Source organism: Protaetiibacter sp. SSC-01, assembly GCF_014483895.1.
In the GTDB taxonomy this organism is placed as follows: Bacteria; Actinomycetota; Actinomycetes; order Actinomycetales; family Microbacteriaceae; genus Homoserinibacter.
In genome coordinates this window covers 1,927,642-1,950,414 of record NZ_CP059987.1, presented here as the reverse complement: position 1 = coordinate 1,950,414, position 22,773 = coordinate 1,927,642, and the positions used below count along the sequence as shown (strand labels likewise).

The window sequence follows — 22,773 nt, the reverse complement described above, 5'->3', positions numbered from 1 at the left end:
CCGCTGGTTGAGTAGCCCGCGAAGCGGGCGCCCCACCGCTGGTTGAGTAGCCCGCGAAGCGGGCGTATCGAAACCCGACCGACTGATGACCTGCTGCGGTTGAGACCGAGGTCACCCGGCCCTGGGTTGAGCGCGGTGCGCGGGTTTCGATACGCGGTGCGTCGCGCGTTCGCGCGGCGCGCCGCACTCAACCCGCGGTGAACCGCGGCGCCCGCAGTGAAACCCCCGCGAGGAGGCCGCGGTAGCGCGCAAGAGTTCGCAAGTTTCTTGCAGATTGTTTAGTTCTTGCGTCATCTTGTCGCGTTCCCTACATTCGGGCTGTCGGCGCCGACCCGGGCGTCGCGAGAGCCCGAAGGAACACCGCGTTGGACGCAGACGTCCTGTCGACCACGGCACCGGACCAGCGCACGGAGCAGGCCGCATCCGTGCACGCCCCCGCGCCGAGCACCGACGACCCGGACTGGTGGCGCTCGGCCGTCATCTACCAGATCTACCCGCGCAGCTTCGCGGACGGGAACGGAGACGGCACGGGCGACCTCGCGGGCGTGCGCAGCCGGCTCGGCTACCTGAGGGATCTCGGCGTCGACGCCATCTGGTTCACGCCCTGGTACGCGAGCCCCCTCGCCGACGGCGGCTACGACGTGAGCGACTACCGCGCCATCCACCCCGACTTCGGCACCCTCGCCGAGGCGGAGCTGCTCATCCGCGAGGCGCTCGCCCTCGGCATCCGCACCATCATCGACGTCGTGCCGAACCACGTGTCGGCCGAGCACCCGTGGTTCCAGGCGGCCCTCGCCGCCGGCCCCGGCAGCCCCGAGCGCGAGCGGTTCTGGTTCGTCGACTCCGACGAGCTCCCCACCCACTGGGTGTCGCCCTTCGCGGGCGACACGTGGACCCGCACCACGAACCCCGACGGCACGCCCGGCCAGTGGTACCTGCACCTGTTCACGCCCGAGCAGCCCGACCTCAACTGGAACCACCCGGATGTGCGCCGCGAGCACGAGGACATCCTGCGGTTCTGGTTCGACCGCGGCGTCGCGGGCGTGCGCATCGACTCCGCCGCCCTGCTCATCAAGGACCCCGAGCTCGGCGAGGTGCCCGAGAACCCGGGCCCCGGCGAGCACCCCACGCAGGACCGCGACGAGCTGCACGACGTGTACCGCGGATGGCGCGCGATCGCCGACTCGTACCCGGGCACGCGCGTGCTCGTCGGCGAGATCTGGCTGCCCGAGCTCGACCGCTTCGTGAAGTACCTGCGGCCCGACGAGATGCACACCGCGTTCAACTTCGACTTCCTCGCACGCCCGTGGGATGCCGCCGAGCTGCGCGCCTCGATCGAGCTCACCCTCGGCGCCCACGCGCCCGTCGGCGCCCCGAGCACGTGGGTGCTGTCGAACCACGACGTGACGCGCCCCGTCACCCGCTACGGCCGCGAGGACAGCTCGTTCGCGTTCCTCGCGAAGCGCTTCGGCGTGCCCACGGATCTCGCGCTCGGCACGCGGCGCGCCCGTGCGGCCGCCCTGCTCACGGCAGCCCTGCCCGGCTCGCTGTACATCTACCAGGGCGACGAGCTCGGCCTGCCCGAGGCCGACATCCCGCGCGAGCTCATCCAGGACCCGATGCACTACCGCTCGGGCGGCGTCGACCCCGGGCGGGACGGATGCCGTGTGCCGCTTCCCTGGTCGGGCACGCGGGCGCCGTTCGGCTTCAGCACCCCGCACGCGCCCGGCACACCGTGGCTGCCCCAGCCGCGGCAGTGGGCGCTCTACACGGTCGAGGCGCAGGAGTCGGACCCCGACTCGATGCTGAGCCTCTACCGGGCGGCCCTCCGCATCCGGAAGGCGGAGCACGCCCTGCACGACGCCGCCTTCTCGTGGCTCGAGCTCGGCCCCGCCGCGCTCGCGTTCCGCCGCGGCGACGATTTCGTGAGCGTCACGAGCTTCGACGAGCCCGTCGAGCTCCCGCCCCACCGCGAGGTGCTCCTCGCGAGCTCGGAGGTCGCCGACGGCGTCCTCCCCCCGAACTCCACGGCATGGCTACGACCACAGCACGAGCCCGGAGAAACACACCCCACCACCCAACGATGAAAGGCAAGACAATGAAGTCACCCACCAAGGTGATCGCGATCGCCGCGGCGTTCGCGACGGTCGCTTCGCTCGCCGCCTGCAGCACCGGAGGTTCCTCCGACGGCAAGGTCGAGCTCCGCGTCGCCACCTTCCCGCCCGGCGCCGACCAGGCCGCGTACGACGCGTTCGCGGCGCAGGAGGAGCAGTTCGAGAAGAAGTACCCCGACATCGACGTCATCGGCGTCGAGTACGAGTGGGAGGGCCCGACCTTCACCGCTCAGCTCGCCGCGGGCAGCCTGCCCGACGTCTTCACGGTGCCCTTCACCGACGCGAAGACCCTGCTCGAGAACGGCCAGCTCGGCGACGTCACGGAGGAGATCAACGAGCTCGGCTACGCCGACAAGTTCAACCCGATCATCCTCGACGCCGTGACGGGCGGCGACGGGCACCTGTACGGGTTCCCGCGCCAGGCGTACGCGCTCGGCCTCCAGTACAACCGCGAGCTCTTCGAGCAGGCCGGGCTCGACCCCGACTCCCCGCCCACGACGTGGGACGAGGTGCGCGAGTACGCCAAGCAGATCGCCGAGAAGACCGGCAAGGCGGGCTACGCCACGATGACCCAGAACAACACGGGCGGGTGGCAGCTCACCGCGCAGGCGGCGTCGCGCGGCGGCTTCATGCAGTCGGACGACGGCACGACCTCGACGATCGCCAACGACGGCGTGAAGGCGACCCTCGAGTTCTTCCACGACCTGCGCTGGGAGGACGACTCGATGGGTGACAACTTCCTGCTCGACTGGGGTTCGATCAACCAGGAGTTCGCCGCCGGCAACATCGGCATGTACACCTCCGGGTCCGACCTCTACACGGCGCTCGTGCGCGACTTCTCGCTCGACGCATCCGTGTACGGCCTCACGACGATCCCCATGGAGGACGGCGGCAAGGTGCTCGGCGGCGGCGACATCGCCGTCATCCCCCCGAGCCTCGACGACTCCACCAAGGACGCCGCGGTGAAGTGGATCGACTGGTACTACATGCAGAAGCTCCTGAACGAGGATGCCGCGGTCGCCGACGCGAAGGCGCTCGCCGACGCCGGCCAGGCGGTGGGCACCCCGGTGCTGCCGGTGCTCGACCAGGAGACCTACGAGGAGTCGCTCACCTGGATCGAGCCGTACGTCAACGTGCCGCGCGAGCAGATGCAGGGCTTCATCGACCACATCTTCGAGCAGACCCCCGTGGGCGAGCCGAAGAGCCACACGCAGGAGGTCTACGCGCTCCTCGACCCGGTCGTGCAGGCCGTGCTGACCGACGAGAACGCCGACATCGACGCGCTCCTCGCCCAGGCCGACAAGGACGCCCAGGCGCTCATCGGCGGCTGACCCGTCAGGGGCCGCCGGATGCCGTGCGTGCGTCCGGCGGCCCCACCCCGACCCGAAGGAAACACCATGACCGTCCTCGACGAACGGCGTGCCGTCGAGCAGCGCCTGCGTCCGCGGGCCCCGCAGCCTCGGCGGCGCAACCGCAGCATCCGGGGCTGGGTGAGCCGCGGCGGCCTCGTGACGCTCCTGTTCGCCCTGCCGATGATCTTCGTCTTCAGCGTCTACAGCTGGTGGCCCATCCTGCAGTCGCTGTGGATGAGCTTCCAGAAGACGAACCTCATCACCTACCAGTTCGTCGGGCTCGACAACTTCATCAACGTGCTGAGCGACCCGTTGCTCGGCCGCGCGATCGTCAACACCGCGTACTTCGCGCTCCTCGCGCTCGTCTTCGGCTTCCCGCTGCCGATCTTCATGGCGGTGCTCATGAGCGAGGTGAAGCGCATGAAGGGCCTCTACTCGGCCCTCGCGTACCTGCCCGTCATCGTGCCGCCCGTCGTGGCGGTGCTGCTGTGGAAGTTCTTCTACTCCGCCTCGCCGACGGGCGTCTTCAACACGATCATCGGCTGGGTCGGCATTCCGCCCCAGCCGTGGATCCAGGATGCCGCCCAGGCCATGCCGGCCCTCGTGCTCGAGGCGACGTGGGCCGCCGCGGGCGGCTCGATCATCATCTACCTCGCCGCGCTGCTCGCGGTGCCGCCGGAGCTGTACGACGCCGCCGAGGTCGACGGCGCGGGCATCTGGCACAAGGTGTGGCACGTGACGCTCCCGCAGCTGCGCGGCGTGATCTTCGTCATGCTCATCCTGCAGATCATCGCGACCGCGCAGGTGTTCCTCGAGCCGTACCTCTTCACGGGCGGCGGGCCCAACAACGCGACGGTGACGGTGCTGCTGCTCATCTACCGCTACGCGTTCGAGAACAGCCTCGGCGGGAAGTACGGCGAGGCGACCGCGCTCTCGGTCATGCTCGCGCTCTTCCTCGCCGCCGCATCCTTCCTGTACTTCAAGGCCACGCAGAAGTGGAGCACCGACTGATGAGCACGACCCTCAAGCTGCCCGCGCTGCGGGCGCGAGGCCGCGGGCCGAAGGAGAACCCCGACCTCGACACCGAGCGCGGCATCCTGTCGCTGCACGACCGGCGCCGCCGGCCGGTGCGGGCGGGGCAGGTGGCGTCGCACGTGTTCCTGCTGGTCGGTCTCGTGATCGTGGGCCTCGGGCCGCTCCTGTGGCTCGCGAAGGCCGCGATCTCGACGACGCAGGACACCATCCAGCACCCCCTCGCCCTGTGGCCGAGCGGCATCGACTGGGCGAACCTCGAGCAGGCGTGGGTCGAGGTCGAGGTGGGGAAGTACTTCTTCAACACGATCGCGCTCGCGGCGGGCCAGTGGGTCATCGGGCTCGTCGTCGCGACGAGCGGCGCCTACGTGCTGTCGATCCTCCGGCCCGCCTACGCTCGGGTGCTGCAGGCGGCCGTGCTCGCGACGCTCTTCGTGCCGTCGGTCGTGCTGCTCGTGCCGCTCTTCATCACGGTCGCGCGGCCCGCGTTCGGCCCGAGCCTGCTCAACACCTACCTCGGCGTGTGGCTCCCCACGGCGGCGAACGCGTTCAACATCCTCGTCGTCAAACGGTTCTTCGACAGCCTGCCGTACGAGGTGTTCGAGGCGGCACGCACCGACGGGGCAGGGCCGTTCCGCATGTTCTGGTCGATCGTGCTTCCCATGTCGCGCCCCATCGTGGGCGTCGTGTCGGTGTTCATCATCATCGCGTCGCTCAAGGACTACCTGTGGCCGAAGCTCGTGCTGCCGGATGCGGCCGTGCAACCGCTCGGCGTGCGGCTCCCGAACATCCAGTCGCAGACCGAGCTCGATGTGACGCTCGCGGCGCTCGCGATCTCGACGATCATCCCGGTCGTGCTGTTCCTCGTCTTCCAGCGCGTGTTCCTGCGCGGGGCGGGGCTCGGGGGAGCGGTGAAGGGCTAGCGCCTTCTACGCTCGTCGCATGCGGATGCGGGCGGCGGGGCTCGCGGCGGCTCTCGTGGCCGCCGCGGCCCTGCTCGCCTGCACGCAGGGCGCTCGACCGGTTTCGGCGGCGCCGCCGCGTACGTGGGCGGATGCGCCACCCGCCTCGCCCGTCGACGCGGATGCCGCCTACGTCGAGGCGGCCCTCGCGCGGATGTCGGTGCGCGAGCTCGCTGCGAGCGTCATCATGATGCGCGTGCCGAGCCGTGACCCGGCGTCCGCGCGCGAGCTCGTGGCGGCATCTGGGGTGGGCGGCGTCATCCTCATGGGCGACGACACGCAGCGCTCGCCTTCCTACGCGGCGGCCCTCACCGGGGCGCTCACGGCCGACTCGAGCCTTCCGCCGCTCACGGCCGTCGACCAGGAGGGCGGCATCGTCGCGCGTCTGCCCGACGCCGGGCCGAGCGCCGCCACGCTCGCGGGGATGCCGCCCGATGCCACGCAGGCCGCGTTCGCCGAGCGCGCGCGGCTCGCGGCATCCGGCGGGTTCACCGTCAACTTCGGCGTCGTCGCGGATGTCGTGGGCGACCCCCGCTCGTTCCTCGCCCCGCGCGCGTTCGGAGGCGACCCGGCCTCGGTGTCGGAGCGCGTCGCCGCGGCGGTCGCGGGGGAGCACGGCACGGTGCTCTCGACGCTCAAGCACTTCCCGGGGCACGGGGCCGCCGCGGGCGACTCGCACGCGCTCATCCCGACGACCGACATGGGGGCGGGGGAGTGGCGAGCCGTGCACGCCCCGCCGTTCGAGTCCGGCATCGCGGCGGGTGCCGAGCTCGTCATGATGGGGCACCTGCGCTTCACGGCGGTCGACCCCGTGCCCGCGACCCTCTCGCGCGAGTGGTACCGCGTGCTGCGCGAGGACCTCGGCTTCGAGGGTGTCGCCGTCACCGACGACCTCTGGATGCTGACGTCGAGCGGAGAGCCCGCCTACGAGGATCCGTACGTCGACGGCGTCGCGGCGCTCGCGGCGGGCGCCGACCTTCTGCTGTACGTGGGCCCGATCGACCCGTGGGCGCTCGCCGAGCGCATCGAGCGCGCCGTCATCGTCGACGGGACCGTGCCGCTCATGCGCCTCGAGGAGGCCGCGCGGCGCGTGCTGGAGCTGCGACGCTCGGTCGCGACCTCGGATGCCGCCTTCGCGCGGTGCGAGGGCGCGTGCCTCGACGCGGTGGGGTAGGCGTCACGAGGCGATCGAGGAGCGCCCGCGCGGCGGACGCGCCTCGAGGCCATCCACCTCGGCCGCACTCCCCAGGAACCGCCCGTACCGCCGCGCGGCGGATGCGACCCCGCGCTCGTCGCGCCCGCTGAGCGGCGCGAACGGCTCGAGCGCGATCCGCACCGCGGCCTTGCGCCGCTCGCGCGTCCACACGCCGAGCACCTCGCCGCGCGCCACGATCGTCGACCGGAACATGCCGTTGCCGCCCGGCACGACCGCATCCGCGCGCTCGGGCGCGAGCGCCGCCGAACGGTCGGTGTAGCCGAGCAGGTACTCGTCGAAGCCGGGCAGGAGGTGCACGCCGTCGCCGTCGGCCTCGAGCCCCGGGCGCATGAGGTACTCGACACCCTCGACCTCGATCGCGTCGAGGCGGTCGCGCACGCGCGCCGCCGCCTCGCGCACGCGCGTGAGCGGCAGCCCCGACCACCACGCGAGGTCGCGCACGGTCGCGGGGCCGTGGCCCGTGAAGTAGCGCAGCGCGAGCTCGTCGGCCGCGGACTGCGGGTCGAGGCGTCGCGGCTCGCGCACGTGCTCGTCGAGCAGCGCGTACTCGGTGCGCCCGCTCAGCACGATGAGTCCTGTGTAGGCCAGATGGCCGAGCAGATGCGGGCCGCGCTGGCCCTCGGTGCCGATGCCGGCCTCCTGGAAGGCGGCGAGCAGCTCTGCGCGGTCCGCGCGCCCGCCGCCCGCGAGCCGGTCGCGTGCCACGGCCGCGGCGCGCGCGAAGTCGCGCTCGTCGAGCTCGAGCTCGCGGTACCGACCCGCCGTCATCCGCACGATGCGCTCGCTCGTGAGCGACAGCAGCCATCCGAGGTCCTCGGCGGCGACGAGGTGCAGCGTGCCGCGCATGGGCCACGAGCGCACGAGGGCGCCGGATGCGTGGGCCGCCTCGACCTCGGACTCGCTCGCGCCGCTGCGCAGGCCCGCCGAGCACAGCACCCCGAGGTAGTCCTGGCCCTGCATCGCGAGCATCGACCGCACGGCCTCGACCGGGTCGGCGAGCGGGCGCGCGATGTGCTGAGCGGCGAGGCGCAGGCCCGTGAGCAGCCGGCGGGCGCGTGCGGGGGGTCGCGTGGTCATGGGCACAGTCTGGCGGGGGCGGGCGACATCCGTACCGGAGACTCAGGTGGTCGAGGAGCGCCGGGCGCAGCCCGACGCGTCTCGAGACTCCCACCAGGTCGGCGCGATCTCGCCGCTATTCCTCGAGTGCGAGCGTCGGCAGCTGCACGTCGACGACCGCAGCGGGCTCCACGACCGTCGCCACCGGGGCTGCGGGCTGCAGCGCGGCGATGCCGGCCGTCGTGGCGAGCGCCGTGAGCACGGCGAGACCGCCCGACGCGAGCGCCTGCCGCATCCCGAGCCGACCCGCACGGCGCAGCACGACGAGGGCGCTCGCGATGGCCGCGAGGGCGGCCGCGGCGAGGGCGACGAGCAGCAGGGCGAGCAGACCGGACATTCGGGGCTCCGGGATGGGGGTGGGGGTGGGTGGTGCCGACGGGGGAGCCGGCGCGGGGGTGGCACCACGGTAGCAGGGCCCCCGAGCGGGGGACAACGGTCGCGTCGCGGCTGGAAAGAACCGGGTCTCAGGCGCGCGGCGTGGAGAGGATCCCGAGCTCGGCGAGCTGCTCCGCGAGCTCCGCGCCGTCGACCCCGTAGACCCACGGGGCCGAGTCGTCGTGCGACGCGCGCTGCGAGCGACCACCCGCGAGCACCGCCTCGCCCGGCGTCAGCTCGCGGATCGCGACCGCCGCGACGTTGCCGGGGTGCGCATCCGCGAACTCGCGGTACCGCAGCTCGTCGTGCTGACCGTCGTCCCCGACGAGCAGCCAGCGCACGTGCGGGAACTCGGCGGCGAGGCGCGCGAGGTTCTGCTTCTTGTGCTCCTGACCGCTTCGGAACCAGCGCTCGGGCGTCGGCCCCCAGTCGGTCAGCAGGAAGGTGCCGCGCGGGTAGAGGTTGCGCGACAGGAAGCGGTCGAGCGTGCGCACGGTGTTCCACGCGCCCGTCGAGAGGTAGATGATCGGGGAGCCCGGATGCGCCGCCATGAGCCGGTCGTAGAGCACCGGCATCCCGGGCACGGGCCGCCGCGCGTGCTCGTTGACGACGAAGGTGTTCCAGCCTGCGAGCAGGGGGCGGGGGAGCGCCGTGACGACGACCGTGTCGTCGATGTCGGAGACGAGGCCGAACCGCACGTCCCCGCCGACGACGAAGACGGGCGCCTCGATGGCATCCGCCCCCTCGAGCGTCAGGAGCACCGACGACCAGCCCGGCGCGAGCTCCGCCTCGACGCGTGCGTCGATGACACCGCCGCGGTCGGCGTGGATGACGTGCTCGACGTCGCCCGCCTGCACGTGGATCTCGGCGGCGCCCACGGGGATGCTCGTGAAGCTGCGCCAACCCCGGATGCTCGTGTACCTGTCGGGGGCGCGGCGGCCGGGCTTCACGAGCACGACTCGGCCGAGCACGCGCATCCATCCGTCGCCCCCGTAGCCCGGGAACGGCACGATCGTGGGCACGAGCCCGCGACGGCGTCCGCGGCGCTCGCGGAAACGGTGCACGGCGTCCTCGATGCGGGACGCGAGGTGATGTCGCGGCGGCTTCGCCGGGGCGGCGGGCGAGGCCTCGGCGGGGGGCTCCATCCGTCCAGTGTGTCACGTCATCCTTCAGCCCAGACAAAGGGTTCTACGGGCTAGAATCGCGACGACGACGAGGAGTGAACCCGTGCCCGAGACTCTGTCCGCTGCCCGCGACATCCACGCGAGCCTGATCCGCAACGAGCCCATGCAGGCCCGCAGCACCGCGCGGCTCGCTGCGCTTCTCGACGCCGCCGCGGCGGTCGTCGCCGAGATCGGATACGAGCGCCTGACGACCGCGATGGTCGCGGATGGTGCGGGCGCCTCGATCGGCACCGTCTACCGCTACTTCCCCGACCGCATCGCCGTGCTGCAGAGCCTCGCGGCCCGCAACGAGGAGCGCCTCACCGAGCGCCTCCTCGCGGTCGTCGCCGAGCCGCAGCACGAGGACTGGTTCGCCGCGCTTTCGGCGTCGTTCGACGCGCTCGTCGAGTTCTTCCGCACAGAGACCGGGTTCGCCTCGATCCGCCTCGGCGACGTGCTCGACCTGCGCCCCGCCGAGGGCGAGCCCCGCAACTCGGTCGTCGCCCGCACGATCTTCGAGGCGCTCGTCGACCGCTTCGAGCTCGCCGACGACGAGCGCGCCCGCACGGGCTTCGAGCTCGCCTACGAGGCCGCCGACGCGCTCATCGCGCGTGCCTTCGCGCGCGACGCGAAGGGCGACGCCGCACGCCTCGACGCGGCACGCGCGGTCATGCGCAGCGTTCTCGCCGAGTACCTGCCGCTTCCCTCCTGAGCCGCGGGGCGGCATCCGTCGTGCGCTGCATAGCGCACGGGTGACGTTTTCGTAATGCCCAGCGTCGGTGGGCCTCCATACGGTTGAGTGGAGGCAGACCGGTCACCCCGCACCGGTCCAGCGGAGGGCGGGCATGATCGAGTTCCGGTCGGTGACGAAGCGTTTCCCCGAAGGCACCGTGGCGGTCGACGACTTCAGCCTCGTCATCCCGGCGCGCAAGACTACGGTGCTCGTGGGCTCGTCGGGCAGCGGCAAGACGACGCTCCTGCGCATGATCAACCGCATGGTCGAACCCACCTCGGGCACGATCGAGATCGACGGCGAGAGCGTGCAGGGGCGCGACCCCGTGAAGCTGCGGCGCGGCATCGGCTACGTCATGCAGAACGGCGGCCTCCTGCCGCACCTCACGGTCGTCGACAACGTCGCGACCGTGCCCGTGCTGAACGGCGTGCCGCGGCGTGAGGCGCGCCTGCGCGCGCTCGAGCTGCTCGACACCGTCGGGCTCGACCGCTCCCTCGCGAAGCGTTACCCGAGCCAGCTCTCGGGCGGTCAGCAGCAACGCGTGGGCGTCGCGCGCGGCCTCGCGGCCGACCCCAACATCCTGCTCATGGACGAGCCCTTCGGCGCCGTCGACCCCATCGTGCGCGCCGAGCTGCAGCAGGAGACCATCCGTCTGCAGCGCGAGCTCGACAAGACCGTCGTCTTCGTGACGCACGACATCGACGAGGCGTTCCTGCTGGGCGATCAGGTCGTGATCCTCGAGACGGGCGCCCAGATCGCACAGCTCGGCTCGCCGTCCGAGATCATCGAGGCGCCCGCGAGCGAGTTCGTCGCCTCGTTCATCGGCGCCGAGCGGGGGTCGCGCGCCCTGCGCACCAAGAGCACGCCGAACGGCACGGTGCTCGTCGACACGGCCGGTCGCACCCAGGGGGTGCTGCTGGAGGGCGAGGCATGACCTGGGTGCTCGCGAACCTCGACCTCATCGCCGGGCTCGCGCTCGAGCACCTGCGGCAGAGCGCGCTGCCGATCGTTCTCGGCTTCCTCATCGCGATCCCGCTCGGCTGGGTCGCGTTCCGCTACAGGCTCACGCGCGGGGCCGTGCTCACGGTCACGGGCCTGCTCTACACCATCCCGTCGCTCGCGCTCTTCGCGCTGCTTCCGCCGACGCTCGGCATCAGCTACCTGTCCGAGGCGAACCTCGTCATCGCGCTCACGATCTACGCGGTCGCGATCCTGGCACGGTCGGTGGCGGATGCGCTGGGCTCGGTCGATCCGGCTGTGCGGCAGGCGGCCGTCGCGATCGGCTACGGCCCGTGGCGGCGCTTCTGGACCGTCGAGTTCCCGCTCGCGGGGCCCGTCGTGCTCGCGGGCCTGCGCGTCGCGGCGGTCTCGACGATCTCGCTCGCGACCGTCGGCATCCTCATCGGCGTCGACAACCTCGGCTACCTCTTCACGAACGGCCTCCAGCGGCGCATCATCCCCGAGGTGTTCGCGGGGGTCGTCGCGGTCATGGCGATCGCGCTCATCGTCGACGCGCTGCTCGTGCTCGCGGGGCGGCTGCTCATGCCGTGGGCGCGACGCGATCGCGGGCGCCGCGCGGTGCGGGCGGCACGCGTCGCCCTGCCGGACGGGGGTGCCGCATGAACCTCTTCGCCGACGCCTTCGCGTGGATCTTCAGCCCCGATCGGATGACGGGGTCGCACCCGATCGACCGCGCGATCGGGGAGCACCTGTTCTACACCTTCGTGTCGCTCGCGGTCGCGGCCGCGATCGCGATCCCGCTCGGCTGGCTCATCGGCCACACGGGACGCGGGCGCGAGGTCGCCGTCGCCGTCTCGGGAGCCGCGCGCGCGATCCCGTCGTTCGGCCTGCTCGTGCTGCTCGTGCTGCTGTTCGGCGTGCTGCACAAGCCGGAGGCCGCGGTGACGGCGTTCGTGCTGCTCGCGATCCCGTCGATCCTCGCGGGCGCCTACTCGGGCTTCGAGGCGATCGACCGCCGCGTCATCGACGCGGGCCGCGCGATGGGCATGACCGAGTGGCAGATCGTGTGGCGCATCGAGGTGCCGCTCGGCCTGCCGCTGCTCATCGGCGGGCTCCGCTCGGCGGCCCTGCAGGTCGTCGCGACCGTCACGATCGCCGCGTACGTCAACCTCGGCGGGGTCGGCTACTACATCATCCAGGGGCTGCAGCTGCGGCGCTTCGACCAGATCCTCGGCGGGGCGCTCATCGTGGTCGCGCTCGCCCTCGTGCTCGACGGGCTCTTCGCGCTCGCGCAGCACCTCGTCGTCCCGCGCGGGGTCACCGCGGGACGCACCCCCGACGTCCGCGAGGCGCCGTCCCGGCGTCGTGCGGCGGTGGAACCTGCCACCAAGTAGAGAAGAGAGAACGACATGTTCACAGCACGGAACAAGGGCCGGCTCGCACTCGGTGCGGCCGCGGTGGGGGCGGCATTGGCCCTCTCAGGGTGCGCAACCGGGGACCCGCTCGACTCGGGCACCACGGAACCGGATTCCGACAGCAGCACCATCGTCGTCGGGTCGCAGGCCTACTACTCGAACGAGATCATCGCCGAGATCTACGCGCAGGCGCTCGAGAACGCCGGCTTCGAGGTCGAGCGCGAGTTCAGCATCGGCCAGCGCGACGCCTACCTGCCCGCCCTCGAGGACGGCACCGTCGACCTGTTCCCCGAGTACACGGGCAACCTGCTGCAGTTCTACGACGACACGACCGAGGCGACCGCCTCCGAGGACGTCTACGCCGCGCTCCAGGAGGCGCTGCCGGACGGTCTCACGGTGCTCGACCAGTCGCCCGCGACCGACCAGGACTCCTACAACGTCACGAAGGCCTTCGCCGACGAGCACGGTCTCTCGAGCCTCGACGACCTCGCCGGCATCGGCGTGCCGCTCGTGCTCGGGGGTCCGCCGGAGCTCGAGGAGCGCCCCTACGGTCCGAGCGGCCTCCAGGAGAAGTACGGCGTCGAGGTGCAGTTCCAGGCCACGGGCGACACGACCGTCGAGGACCTCGTCGCGGGCACCGTCAACATCGCCAACGTCTTCAGCGCCGACCCGCGCATCCAGACCGAGGAGCTCGTGACGCTCGACGACCCGAAGGGCCTCTTCCTCGCGTCGAACGTCGTGCCGCTTGTGAACGCCGACATCGCCGACGAGATCGCGGATGTCATCAACGCCGTGAGCGCGAAGCTCACGCCCGAGGGCCTCGTCGCCCTCAACGTGAAGTCGACCGTCGACCAGGAGTCGACCGCGGCGATCGCGACGGCGTGGCTCAGGGAGCAGGGGCTGATCTAGGGGGTTCAGGGGGGCTGGTTTCGACACGCGAGCTGCGCTCGCTACTCAACCCGGCGGCGATCACTCGCTGGTTGAGTAGCCGCCAGAGGCGGCGTGTCGAAACCAGCCCCCCGCCTGACCCGCTCTCACTCCTCCGGCAGTTCGACCGTGTTCGCGTCCCCGTCGCCCGGCCGCGCCCAGTGCCGCGCCTCGGAGCGCTCGAGCAGCTTCTTCACGACGACCACGACGATCAGGAACAGCACGATGACGCCGACGAACACGTACCCGGCGTAGTGCAGCTGGTTCGCGAGCTCGCGGTACGACCCCGCGGCGACCGAGCCGACCGTCACGTAGGCGAACGCCCACAGCACGCACGCGGGCGCCGTCCACGAGATGAATCGGCGGTAGCTCATCGTGCTCATGCCGACGGTGAGAGGCACGAGCGAGTGCAGCACGGGCAGGAACCGCGAGATGAACACCGCGATGCCGCCGCGCCGGTCGACGTAGTTCTCGGCGCGCTGCCAGTGCGTCTCGCCGATGCGGCGCCCGAGGCGGGAGTGCCGGATGCGCGGGCCGAAGAAGCGCCCGAGCGCGAAGCCGATCGACTCGCCCGCGAGAGCGCCGATGATGACGACGGCCACGAGCGCCGCGTACTCGAGGGGGCTGTCGACGGCCGTCGCCGCGACGATGACGATCGTGTCGCCGGGCACGACGAGCCCGACGAGCACCGAGGTCTCGAGCATGATGCCGACGCCCGCGAGCAGCGTGCGCAGCACGGGGTCGACCGACTGCACGGCGTCGAGGATCGCCATGAGCATCTCGTTGAACCAGCTCACGCCGCGGTGCCGCCCTTCCCCTCGGGGAGCGGACGACGGAGCGCGTCGAGACGCAGGCGCCAGCGCGAGAGCCGGCCGGGCTCCTCGGCGGTCGCCGGCGGCCCGCCCTGCCACGCCGTGACGATGCGGATGCCGTGCAGCGCGTTGAGCGCCCACACCTCGAGCCCGTCGAGCTCCTCGGGACGCACGCGGCGTTCCTCGACGGGCACGCCGAGCGCGGTCGCGAGCGCGACGACCGTGCGCTCGGTCGTCGAGGGGATGCGGGGGAGCGCGCGGTCGACGACGGCGAGCGTGCCGCCCTCCCACCAGACGATGCTCGTCGTGGAGCCCTCGACGACGTGACCGTCCGCCGTCACGAGCACCGCCTCATCCGCTCCACGGCGTTGTGCCTCGGTGCGCAGCCGCACCATCGACGCGAGGTCGGGGCCTTTGACGGTCGGTGTCGTGCGGGGGTCGCGGCCCGTGTGGGTCGTGAGCACGAGCGAGCGCTGCAGGGCGGGCGCCTCGCGCAGCCGGAAGAGCAGCTGCGGTGCTCCGAGCTGCTCGCGCAGCTCCACGCGGGGGAACCAGGTGCCGTGGCGCGGGATGCTCGCGATGGCGGCGTCCCAGAAGGCCTCGAGGTCGAGATCGCGCGCCCGGGAGCGGGGGATCGAGGTGAGGAAGCGCTCGCGGTGCAGGTCGAGGCCGCGCACGGCGCCCTCCTCGACGAGCCACGAATCGGCGACCTCGACGATCGCGGGCGCGATGTCGCAGTCCTCGCGCGCCACGAGCTCCCCGCGCTGCCACAGCGACGTGGTCGCCACGGGGGCGGATGACGGCGCGCTCATAGACTCAGGCTATGCGTCCCCGGCTCCTGCGGCATCCGCTCGGAGAGGTATATCGGGCACGCGATCTCTTCGCCGCTCTGCATCCCGAGGGGGATGCGTTCTGGCTCGATTCGGGGCCCGGGGGTCGTGCCTTCGTCGGGTCGGGGGCGCGGGTCGTGCCTCCGCAGGGGGAGGTGCTCGCGACACTCCGGAGCGAGCTCACGACGCTGCGCGTCGACGAGCCGCTCGGGGCGGTGCCGCTCGGTCTCGTCGGATGGTTCGGCTACGAGCTGCGGGGCGAGACCGTCGGGATGCCCGTGGCCGCGCGGGGGCCGCATCCGGATGCCGCGTTCCTGCGCGTCGACCGGCTCGTCGTCGTGGAGGCCGATGGCTCGGCGGAGCTGCTCGCGCTCGGCGACGCGTGGGAGGGCGAGCTCGCCGAGTGGCGGGAGCGCACGATCCAGGTGGTCGAGGAGCGCCGCGAAGCGACGCGTCTCGAGACCACCGCGGACGCAGGACTCGAGCCGGTGGTCTCGAGACGCGTGCCTCCGGCTCACTCCTCGACCACCTCTGTCCATTGGCACGACACTCCCGCCCGCTACCTCGCCAACATCGAGGCGTGCCGCGACGCGATCCGCGAGGGCGAGGCGTACCAGCTGTGCCTCACGACCGAGGCCCGCGTCGAGGGTGACTTCGACGCGCTCGACGTGTTCGACGCCGTGCGCGCGTCGAGCGCGACCCACCACGGAGGCCTCCTGCGCATCGGCGACACGACCCTCGCGTCGGCGTCGCCCGAGCGCTTTCTCGAGGTCGCGTCCGACGGCGTCGTGCGCACGAGCCCCATCAAGGGCACCCGCCCGCGCGGTGTGGACCCCGCCGACGACGCGCGCCTGCGCACCGAGCTCGTCGAGAGCGAGAAGGAGCGCGCCGAGAACCTCATGATCGTCGACCTCATGCGCAACGACCTCTCGCGCGTGTGCGAGACGGGCTCGGTCGCCGTGACGGGGCTGCTCGAGGTGGAGTCGTACGCGCACGTGCACCAGCTCGTGTCGACGATCGAGGGCCGCCTGCGCGACGGCCTCGGCGCGGTCGACGCCGTCGCGGCGTGCTTCCCGGCCGGCTCGATGACGGGCGCTCCCAAGCGCCGCGCGATGGACCTCCTCGAGCGGCTCGAGGCCCGCCCCCGCGGCCCCTACGCGGGCGCGTTCGGCTACCTCGCCGCCGACGGCTCCGCCGACCTGGCCATGACGATCCGCACGATCGTGCTCGACGCGAGGGGCGCATCCGTCGGCACGGGCGGCGGCATCACGGCGCTCTCCGACCCCGATGCCGAGCTCGCCGAGGCGCGCCTCAAGGCCGCCGCGCTGCTCGCCGCGCTCGGCGCGCATCCGGAGTCCGCGTAGGCTCGGGGGCCATGGCTGCCGGCGCGACGATCCACACCTTCACGGTGCACCTCGCGGATGTCGACCGCGGCGTCTACGAGGAGCTCGCGCTGCGCGTGGCGCAGCATCCGTCCGAGACCGAGGCGTTCATGCTCACGCGCGTGCTCGCCTACTGCCTCGAGTACGAGGAGGGCATCGCCTTCACGGAGGGCGTCTCCGCCACCGACGAGCCGGCCGTCGTCATCCGCGACCTCACGGGCCGCCTGACCGCGTGGATCGAGGTGGGTGCACCGGATGCCGCCCGCCTGCACACGGGCAGCAAGGCCGCCGGCCGCGCCACCATCTACACGCACCGCGACCCCGCGAAGCTGCTGCCGCAGTGGGCGGGCAAGAAGATCCACCGCGCAGAGCACATCGTGCTGCACAGCTTCGACCCCGGTTTCGTCGACGACGCGACGCGCGCGCTCGAGCGGCGCAACGAGATGACCGTCTCCGTCACCGAGAAGCAGCTCTACCTCGAGCTCAACGGCACGACGCTCAGCACGACCGTGCACGACCACGCCATCGAGTGAGCACCTCGCACGGGCACACGAAGCGCTCGGCGAACGTTGACTACTCTGTAAAGGTTGCAATCCCGAGAGGCAGAGACACCGCAGTGAGCGAGCACGACCACACCGGAGACGAGCAGGGCTACGACTTCCGTCGCATCCAGGAGCGCTGGCTCCCCGTGTGGGACGAGCTCAAGCCGTTCTCCACCTCGGATGCCGACGACAAGCGTCCGCGCAAGTACGTGCTCGACATGTTCCCGTACCCGTCGGGCGACCTGCACATGGGCCACGCGGAGGCGTACGCCCTCGGCGACATCATCGCGCGCTACTGGCGCCTGCAGGGCTTCAACGTGCTGCACCCGATCGGCTGGGACTCGTTCGGCCTCCCCGCGGAGGGCGCCGCCATCAAGCGCGGCATCGACCCGCGCGAGTGGACGTACGACAACATCGCCCAGCAGCGCTCGTCGATGCGCCGCTACGCGACGAGCTTCGACTGGGACCGCGTCATCCACACCTCCGACCCGGAGTACTACAAGTGGAACCAGTGGCTCTTCCTCAAGCTCTACGAGAAGGGCCTCGCGTACCGCAAGGCGAGCTGGGTGAACTGGTGCCCGTTCGACCAGACGGTGCTCGCGAACGAGCAGGTCGTCGACGGGCGCTGTGAGCGCTGCGACAACGTCGTCACGAAGAAGAAGCTCACGCAGTGGTACTTCAAGATCACCGACTACGCCGACCGTCTGCTCGACGACCTGAACCAGCTCGAGGGCCACTGGCCGAGCAAGGTCATCGCGATGCAGCGCAACTGGATCGGCCGCTCGGTCGGCGCCGACGTCGACTTCGTCATCGAGGGCCACGACGAGAAGGTCACGGTCTTCACGACGCGCCCCGACACGCTCTTCGGCGCGACCTTCATGGTCGTCGCGCCCGACTCGGAGCTCGCGGCGGAGCTCGCCGCCGGCTCGACCCCCGAGGTGCAGGCGGCGTTCGCCGACTACCTCGCGCAGGTGCAGAAGAAGACCGAGATCGAGCGCCAGGACACGACGCGCGAGAAGACCGGCATCCCGCTCGAGCGCTACGCGATCAACCCCGTCAACGGCGAGCGCATCCCCGTGTGGACGGCCGACTACGTTCTCTCCGACTACGGCCACGGCGCCGTCATGGCCGTGCCCGCGCACGACCAGCGCGACCTCGACTTCGCGCGCAAGTTCGACCTCCCGATCAAGGTCGTCGTCGACGTGACCGCGCCCATCACCGGCGCGATCCCCGTCATCACGCCCGAGATGATCGAGGACCCGGATGCCGTGGCCGACCTCGCGTCGATGGACCCGGCCGTCACGGGCGAGGCGCTCGCGGGCGACGGACGGATGGTGAACTCCGGCCCGCTCGACGGCCTCAGCAAGCAGAACGCCATCCGTCGCGTCATCGAGCTGCTCGAGGAGGCCGGCACGGGCCGCGCCGCCAAGACCTACCGCCTGCGCGACTGGCTCATCTCGCGCCAGCGCTACTGGGGCACGCCCATCCCGATCCTCCACACCGAGGACGGACGCGAGATCCCCGTCTCCGAGGACGCCCTGCCGGTCGCGCTGCCGCCGTCGGAGGGCCTCGACCTGCAGCCGAAGGGCACCTCGCCGCTCGGCGCCGCCACCGACTGGGTCGAGGTGACCCTGCCCGACGGCACGAAGGCCCGCCGCGACCCCGACACGATGGACACCTTCGTCGACAGCTCGTGGTACTTCTTGCGCTTCCTCTCGCCGAACGACGACACGCAGGCGTTCGACGTGGCGGAGGCCGAGAAGTGGGCCCCCGTCGACCAGTACGTGGGCGGTGTGACGCACGCGATCCTGCATCTGCTGTACGCGCGCTTCATCACGAAGGTGCTGTTCGACCTCGGCTACGTGAGCTTCACCGAGCCGTTCTCGGCGCTGCTCAACCAGGGCATGGTGCTCATGGACGGCTCGGCGATGTCGAAGAGCCGCGGCAACCTCGTGCGTCTCTCCGATCAGCTCGACGAGTTCGGCGTCGACGCCGTGCGCCTCACGATGGCGTTCGCCGGCCCGCCGGAGGACGACATCGACTGGGCCGACGTCTCGCCCTCGGGCTCGGCGAAGTTCCTCGCGCGTGCTTGGCGCGTCGCGGGCGACGTGACCTCCGAGCCGGGCGTCGAGTTCGGTGTGGGCGACACGGCCCTGCGCCGTGCGACGCACCGCCTGCTCGCGGATGCGCCGGGCCTCGTCGAGTCGTTCAAGTTCAACGTGCTCGTCGCGCGCCTCATGGAGCACGTCAACGTGGTGCGCAAGGCGATCGACACGGGCGTGGGCGGGGGAGACCCGGCTGTGCGTGAGGCCGCCGAGGTGCTCGCCGTGCTGCTGTCGCTCTTCTCGCCGTACACGGCCGAGGACATGTGGGCGAAGCTCGGTCACGAGGCCACCGTCGCGCTGCAGACGCTGCCGAAGGCCGACGAGCGGCTGCTCGTCGAGGAGTCGATCACCGCGATCGTGCAGGTCGACGGCAAGGTGCGCGACCGTCTCGAGGTCTCGCCCCACATCGACGGCGACGAGCTCGAGGCCCTGGCCCGCGCCTCTGCCGCGGTGCAGCGCGCCATCGGCGACCGCGAGATCGTCAACGTGATCGTGCGCGCCCCCAAGGTCGTCAACATCGCGACGCGGGGCTGACGCCGCCCATCCCGCTGGTTGAGTAGCGGACGGGGGCCGCAATCCCCGCTGGTTGAGTAGCGGACGGGGGCCGCAATCCCCGCTGGTTGAGTAGCGCCGACGGCGCGTGTCGAAACCAGCCCACGTCTGACCTCGTGCGCCCCGTAACCCGTCCTCCCCACCCGCCCCGCCGCGCTCCCATCCCCACTTCCCACCGTCACCCCCACGCGCCCCCGCACCCCGCCCGTACCGTTCCCCGGGTGAGCGTCCGTCCCGACCCCAGCACCCAACGCGCCCGGGTGCGCCGCGGGGTCGGGGCGGCGCTCGTCGTCCTCCTCGCGGGCGCCGCCGTCGCGGTCTTCGTGACGGCGATCACCCCGCGCGGCGCCGAGCGCACCGTCGCGCCCGACGGCTCGCCGGATGCGCTCGCCGACCCCGCCCTCGTCGCCTCCGCATCCGAGTCCCCGATCTTCATCCACGTGCTCGGGCAGGTCGAGCGTCCGGGTCTCTACGAGCTGCGCGAGGGCGCGCGCGTCATCGACGCCGTCTCGGCGGCGGGTGGTCTCACCGACGGCGCCGACCCCGCGGGGGTCAACCTCGCGCGCGTGATCGCCGACGGCGAGCAGCTCCTCGTGCCCGCCGTCGGCGAGGTGCCTCCCTCGGCGGTCGGCACGTCATCCGACGGCCGCGTCGACCTCAACACGGCCGACGTCTCGACGCTCGACACCCTGCCGCGCATCGGCCCCGCGATGGCGCAGCGCATCGTCGAGTGGCGCGAGGCGAACGGCCCGATCCGCTCGGTCGACGACCTGCTCGCCGTGAGCGGCATCGGGGCGAAGACGGTCGAGGCGCTGCGCCCCTTGGTGGCGCCGTGAGCAGGGTGTCGGTGACGGATGAGGTGGTCGCCTCGGTGGGGCGCCCCGTCGGTGCGGCCGAGCTGCGTCTCGTCCCCGCGGCGCTCGGCGCGTGGGCGGCCGCCGGCGTGCTCATCGGGTTCGCGCCCGACGTTCCGCTCGGCGTCGTCACGTGCGTGCTGTGGGCGGCGGCCGCGGGTGCCGCGGTCGCGGCCCTGCGCGTGCGGGCGTGCGCCTACCTCTCCCTCGGGCTCACGGCCGCCGCGCTCGTCGCGACCGTCGTCGCGCTGCAGCTCCCCACCCGAGTGCCGACGAACCTGGCGCATGCGGTCGGCGGCCCCGCGGTCGAGCTCGACGTCGTCGTGACGGGGGGCGTCGTCGACGGCCGCGCCCGCGGAGACGCGACGCTCGTCGACGATCCCGCCGCAGGCTCCGCGCCCGTGCTCGTCTTCCTCGACGCGGCAGCGACCGTGCGGATCGGGGAGACCTGGCGTCTCGAGGCGCGGCTGCGGCCCGCAGCCCCGGGCGACGAGGTCGCCCTGCTCGCGTTCGCGTCGGGGCCCGCCGAGCACGTGGGCCGCTCGCCCCCGCTGCTCGCGGCCGCGGCCGAGCTCCGCGAGGGGCTCGTGGCTCTGAGCGAGCACCTGCCGGGGGCTGGAGCGCTGCTCTTGCCGGGTCTCGCCGTCGGCGACACGAGCCGCGTCGACGGCCCGCTCGACGCCGCCATGAAAGCGTCGTCCCTCACGCACCTCACGGCGGTGTCGGGCGCCAACTGCGCCGTCGTCGTCGGCGCGGTGTTCGCTGCCTGCGCCCTGCTCGGGATGTCGCGAGGCGCCCGCGTCGCCGTCTCGCTCGCCGCCCTCGCGGGCTTCGTCGTGCTCGTCACGCCCGAGCCGAGTGTGCTCCGCGCGGCCGTCATGGCGGGTGTCGTGCTGCTCGCCCTCTCGCTCGGCCGAGCCACCCGCGGCGTTGCGGCGCTCAGCCTCGCCGTCGTCGTGCTCCTCGTGATCGATCCGTGGCTCGCGCGCTCCTACGGCTTCGCGCTCTCGGTGCTCGCAACGACGGGGCTGCTGCTGCTCGCGGGGCCCCTCGCATCCGTGCTCGCGCGCTGGATGCCGTCGCCGCTCGCGCTCGTCATCGCCGTGCCGCTCGCCGCACAGCTCGCGTGCCAGCCCGTGCTGCTGCTCCTGAGTCCCACGCTCCCGTTGTGGGGCGTGCCCGCCAACCTGCTCGCGGGCCCTGCCGCGCCCCTCGCGACCGTGCTCGGCCTCATCGCGTGCCTGCTCGCGCCGCTTTCGCCTCCGCTCGCGCAGGCCGTCGCGAGCATCGCGTGGCTCCCCGCCGCGTGGATCGCAGCCGTCGCCGAGCTGTTCGCGGGGCTGCCGGGAGCGCGGATGCCGTGGCCGGCCGGCGCGGTCGGCGTCGCCGCGCTCGTCGTGCTCAGCGCCGTCGCGCTCGTGGCCGCCCTGGGCTCGCCGGGCGCCCACTGGCGTCGCCTCGCGGCGGGCGTCGTGTGTGTGGGCCTCCTCGGCTACGGGGGAGCGCTCGCCGGTATCCGCATCGCGACGACGCTCTCGCAGCCCGTCGACTGGCAGTACGCGATGTGCGACGTCGGGCAGGGCGACGCGACGCTCATCCGCTCGCGCGACGTCGTCGCCCTCGTCGACACGGGCCCCGACCCGCAGCTGCTCGCCGCGTGCCTCGACGAGCTGGGCGTCGCGCGCATCGACCTCCTCGTGCTCACCCACTACGACCACGACCACGTCGGGGGAGCGGATGCCGTGGTCGGCCGCGTCGACGTCGCCCTGGTCGGTCCCGTGGCGGAGCCCGACGACACCCGCCTCCGTGACGAGCTCCGCACCCGCGGCGCGCGCGTCGTCGACGCCGAGCAGGGCATGACGGGTGCCATCGGGGCCCTCGCGTGGCGCGCGCTGTGGCCGTCCGAGCGTGGCGTCGAGCCTGGCAACGCGGCATCCGTCGCCCTGCTCGTGACCCCGGGCGACGGATGCGACCCGTGCCTCAGCGCGCTCCTGCTGGGCGATCTCGACGAGACCTCTCAGCGCCGGATGGTCGGCGCGACGCGCCTGCCGCGCGTCGACGTGCTCAAGGTGGCCCACCACGGCTCCGCCGACTTCAGCGCCGAGCTCTACGCGGCCGCCGCGGCATCGGTCGGCCTCATCGGCGTCGGAGCGGAGAACGACTACGGCCACCCGACCGACGCCGCCCTCGATGCGCTCGCGGCCTCGGGAACGGCCGCATTCCGCACCGACCTCGACGGCCTCATCCTCGTCGCCGCGCCTGTGGCGCCTGGGGAGGGGCCGCGTGTCTGGACGGAGCGCGGCGAGGTCGGCGGCGCTCGTTAGGCTGAGA

Annotated in this window: 20 protein-coding genes; 15 read left to right on the top strand and 5 right to left on the bottom strand. The window is 72.2% G+C overall.

Going from position 1 to position 22,773, the window contains the following annotated elements:
- The first annotated feature begins 425 nt into the window (after nucleotides 1-425).
- The 5 genes from H4J02_RS09260 to H4J02_RS09240 all read left to right on the top strand — a co-directional run bounded on the left by H4J02_RS09260 (nucleotide 426) and on the right by H4J02_RS09240 (nucleotide 6,634).
- Nucleotides 426-2,087: an alpha-amylase family glycosyl hydrolase gene (locus H4J02_RS09260; protein WP_187676520.1), complete on the top strand. Its 1,662-nt coding sequence runs from the start codon at nucleotides 426-428 to the stop codon at nucleotides 2,085-2,087.
- An 11-nt stretch (nucleotides 2,088-2,098) separates the two neighbouring features.
- Complete coding sequence (locus H4J02_RS09255) at nucleotides 2,099-3,445, top strand: ABC transporter substrate-binding protein (RefSeq protein WP_187674318.1); 1,347 nt, start codon at nucleotides 2,099-2,101, stop codon at nucleotides 3,443-3,445.
- A 66-nt stretch (nucleotides 3,446-3,511) separates the two neighbouring features.
- Entirely contained in the window at nucleotides 3,512-4,477 is a 966-nt protein-coding gene (locus H4J02_RS09250) for a carbohydrate ABC transporter permease (protein WP_187674317.1), read from the top strand.
- The gene (locus H4J02_RS09245; protein WP_187674316.1) at nucleotides 4,477-5,421 is read left to right on the top strand and encodes a carbohydrate ABC transporter permease; all 945 of its coding nucleotides are present in this window, start codon (nucleotides 4,477-4,479) and stop codon (nucleotides 5,419-5,421) included. The genes H4J02_RS09250 and H4J02_RS09245 overlap by 1 nt, the downstream gene beginning before the upstream one ends.
- A gap of 19 nt (nucleotides 5,422-5,440) precedes the next feature.
- A complete protein-coding gene (locus tag H4J02_RS09240; protein WP_187674315.1) occupies nucleotides 5,441-6,634 on the top strand; it encodes a glycoside hydrolase family 3 N-terminal domain-containing protein in 1,194 nt (397 codons plus the stop codon).
- A 3-nt stretch (nucleotides 6,635-6,637) separates the two neighbouring features.
- Here H4J02_RS09240 and H4J02_RS09235 read toward each other — a convergent pair whose 3' ends face one another.
- The 3 genes from H4J02_RS09235 to H4J02_RS09225 all read right to left on the bottom strand — a co-directional run bounded on the left by H4J02_RS09235 (nucleotide 6,638) and on the right by H4J02_RS09225 (nucleotide 9,312).
- Nucleotides 6,638-7,753: a winged helix DNA-binding domain-containing protein gene (locus H4J02_RS09235; RefSeq protein ID WP_187674314.1), complete on the bottom strand. Its 1,116-nt coding sequence runs from the start codon at nucleotides 7,751-7,753 to the stop codon at nucleotides 6,638-6,640.
- Between the two features lie 115 nt (nucleotides 7,754-7,868).
- Nucleotides 7,869-8,129, bottom strand: a complete 261-nt coding sequence (locus H4J02_RS09230; protein WP_187674313.1) for a hypothetical protein — start codon at nucleotides 8,127-8,129, stop codon at nucleotides 7,869-7,871.
- 127 nt (nucleotides 8,130-8,256) lie between these two features.
- Complete coding sequence (locus tag H4J02_RS09225; protein ID WP_187674312.1) at nucleotides 8,257-9,312, bottom strand: App1 family protein; 1,056 nt, start codon at nucleotides 9,310-9,312, stop codon at nucleotides 8,257-8,259.
- Nucleotides 9,313-9,394: 82 nt separating this feature from the next.
- On the opposite strand from H4J02_RS09225, the gene H4J02_RS09220 reads away from it, so the two are divergent.
- The 5 genes from H4J02_RS09220 to H4J02_RS09200 all read left to right on the top strand — a co-directional run bounded on the left by H4J02_RS09220 (nucleotide 9,395) and on the right by H4J02_RS09200 (nucleotide 13,347).
- Entirely contained in the window at nucleotides 9,395-10,042 is a 648-nt protein-coding gene (locus H4J02_RS09220) for a TetR/AcrR family transcriptional regulator (protein ID WP_222942165.1), read from the top strand.
- Nucleotides 10,043-10,175: 133 nt separating this feature from the next.
- Nucleotides 10,176-10,997: an ABC transporter ATP-binding protein gene (locus H4J02_RS09215; protein ID WP_187674311.1), complete on the top strand. Its 822-nt coding sequence runs from the start codon at nucleotides 10,176-10,178 to the stop codon at nucleotides 10,995-10,997.
- Nucleotides 10,994-11,686, top strand: coding sequence for an ABC transporter permease (locus H4J02_RS09210; RefSeq protein WP_187674310.1), 693 nt, complete (start codon nucleotides 10,994-10,996; stop codon nucleotides 11,684-11,686). The genes H4J02_RS09215 and H4J02_RS09210 overlap by 4 nt, the downstream gene beginning before the upstream one ends.
- A complete protein-coding gene (locus tag H4J02_RS09205; protein ID WP_187674309.1) occupies nucleotides 11,683-12,417 on the top strand; it encodes an ABC transporter permease in 735 nt (244 codons plus the stop codon). The genes H4J02_RS09210 and H4J02_RS09205 overlap by 4 nt, the downstream gene beginning before the upstream one ends.
- Nucleotides 12,418-12,432: 15 nt before the next feature.
- Nucleotides 12,433-13,347, top strand: a complete 915-nt coding sequence (locus tag H4J02_RS09200; RefSeq protein WP_187674308.1) for an ABC transporter substrate-binding protein — start codon at nucleotides 12,433-12,435, stop codon at nucleotides 13,345-13,347.
- Nucleotides 13,348-13,472: 125 nt separating this feature from the next.
- Here H4J02_RS09200 and H4J02_RS09195 read toward each other — a convergent pair whose 3' ends face one another.
- Together H4J02_RS09195 and H4J02_RS09190 are read right to left on the bottom strand one after the other, a co-directional pair.
- Nucleotides 13,473-14,144, bottom strand: a complete 672-nt coding sequence (locus tag H4J02_RS09195; protein ID WP_187676518.1) for a DedA family protein — start codon at nucleotides 14,142-14,144, stop codon at nucleotides 13,473-13,475.
- Between the two features lie 14 nt (nucleotides 14,145-14,158).
- Entirely contained in the window at nucleotides 14,159-14,989 is an 831-nt protein-coding gene (locus H4J02_RS09190) for an aminotransferase class IV (RefSeq protein WP_187674307.1), read from the bottom strand.
- 155 nt (nucleotides 14,990-15,144) lie between these two features.
- Here H4J02_RS09190 and H4J02_RS09185 point away from each other — a divergent pair, with 155 nt between their 5' ends.
- The 5 genes from H4J02_RS09185 to H4J02_RS09165 all read left to right on the top strand — a co-directional run bounded on the left by H4J02_RS09185 (nucleotide 15,145) and on the right by H4J02_RS09165 (nucleotide 22,766).
- The gene (locus H4J02_RS09185) at nucleotides 15,145-16,371 is read left to right on the top strand and encodes an anthranilate synthase component I family protein (RefSeq protein ID WP_262406010.1); all 1,227 of its coding nucleotides are present in this window, start codon (nucleotides 15,145-15,147) and stop codon (nucleotides 16,369-16,371) included.
- Between the two features lie 11 nt (nucleotides 16,372-16,382).
- Nucleotides 16,383-16,922: a YaeQ family protein gene (locus tag H4J02_RS09180; RefSeq protein WP_187674305.1), complete on the top strand. Its 540-nt coding sequence runs from the start codon at nucleotides 16,383-16,385 to the stop codon at nucleotides 16,920-16,922.
- A gap of 83 nt (nucleotides 16,923-17,005) precedes the next feature.
- Nucleotides 17,006-19,570 (top strand): leucine--tRNA ligase, encoded by a 2,565-nt coding sequence (gene leuS / locus H4J02_RS09175; protein WP_187674304.1) that lies wholly within the window; start codon nucleotides 17,006-17,008, stop codon nucleotides 19,568-19,570.
- A 239-nt stretch (nucleotides 19,571-19,809) separates the two neighbouring features.
- Complete coding sequence (locus tag H4J02_RS09170) at nucleotides 19,810-20,424, top strand: ComEA family DNA-binding protein (protein WP_187674303.1); 615 nt, start codon at nucleotides 19,810-19,812, stop codon at nucleotides 20,422-20,424.
- Nucleotides 20,425-20,435: 11 nt separating this feature from the next.
- The gene (locus tag H4J02_RS09165; protein ID WP_187674302.1) at nucleotides 20,436-22,766 is read left to right on the top strand and encodes a ComEC/Rec2 family competence protein; all 2,331 of its coding nucleotides are present in this window, start codon (nucleotides 20,436-20,438) and stop codon (nucleotides 22,764-22,766) included.
- Nucleotides 22,767-22,773 lie beyond the last annotated feature (7 nt).

Coding starts and splice junctions, on each gene's coding strand:
- H4J02_RS09255 (WP_187674318.1), top strand. CDS start 2,099: ATGAAGTCACCCACCAAGGTGATCGCGATCGCCGCGGCGTTCGCGACG.
- H4J02_RS09250 (WP_187674317.1), top strand. CDS start 3,512: ATGACCGTCCTCGACGAACGGCGTGCCGTCGAGCAGCGCCTGCGTCCG.
- H4J02_RS09245 (WP_187674316.1), top strand. CDS start 4,477: ATGAGCACGACCCTCAAGCTGCCCGCGCTGCGGGCGCGAGGCCGCGGG.
- H4J02_RS09240 (WP_187674315.1), top strand. CDS start 5,441: ATGCGGATGCGGGCGGCGGGGCTCGCGGCGGCTCTCGTGGCCGCCGCG.
- H4J02_RS09235 (WP_187674314.1), bottom strand. CDS start 7,753: ATGACCACGCGACCCCCCGCACGCGCCCGCCGGCTGCTCACGGGCCTG.
- H4J02_RS09230 (WP_187674313.1), bottom strand. CDS start 8,129: ATGTCCGGTCTGCTCGCCCTGCTGCTCGTCGCCCTCGCCGCGGCCGCC.
- H4J02_RS09225 (WP_187674312.1), bottom strand. CDS start 9,312: ATGGAGCCCCCCGCCGAGGCCTCGCCCGCCGCCCCGGCGAAGCCGCCG.
- H4J02_RS09215 (WP_187674311.1), top strand. CDS start 10,176: ATGATCGAGTTCCGGTCGGTGACGAAGCGTTTCCCCGAAGGCACCGTG.
- H4J02_RS09210 (WP_187674310.1), top strand. CDS start 10,994: ATGACCTGGGTGCTCGCGAACCTCGACCTCATCGCCGGGCTCGCGCTC.
- H4J02_RS09205 (WP_187674309.1), top strand. CDS start 11,683: ATGAACCTCTTCGCCGACGCCTTCGCGTGGATCTTCAGCCCCGATCGG.
- H4J02_RS09200 (WP_187674308.1), top strand. CDS start 12,433: ATGTTCACAGCACGGAACAAGGGCCGGCTCGCACTCGGTGCGGCCGCG.
- H4J02_RS09195 (WP_187676518.1), bottom strand. CDS start 14,144: ATGCTCATGGCGATCCTCGACGCCGTGCAGTCGGTCGACCCCGTGCTG.
- H4J02_RS09190 (WP_187674307.1), bottom strand. CDS start 14,989: ATGAGCGCGCCGTCATCCGCCCCCGTGGCGACCACGTCGCTGTGGCAG.
- H4J02_RS09180 (WP_187674305.1), top strand. CDS start 16,383: ATGGCTGCCGGCGCGACGATCCACACCTTCACGGTGCACCTCGCGGAT.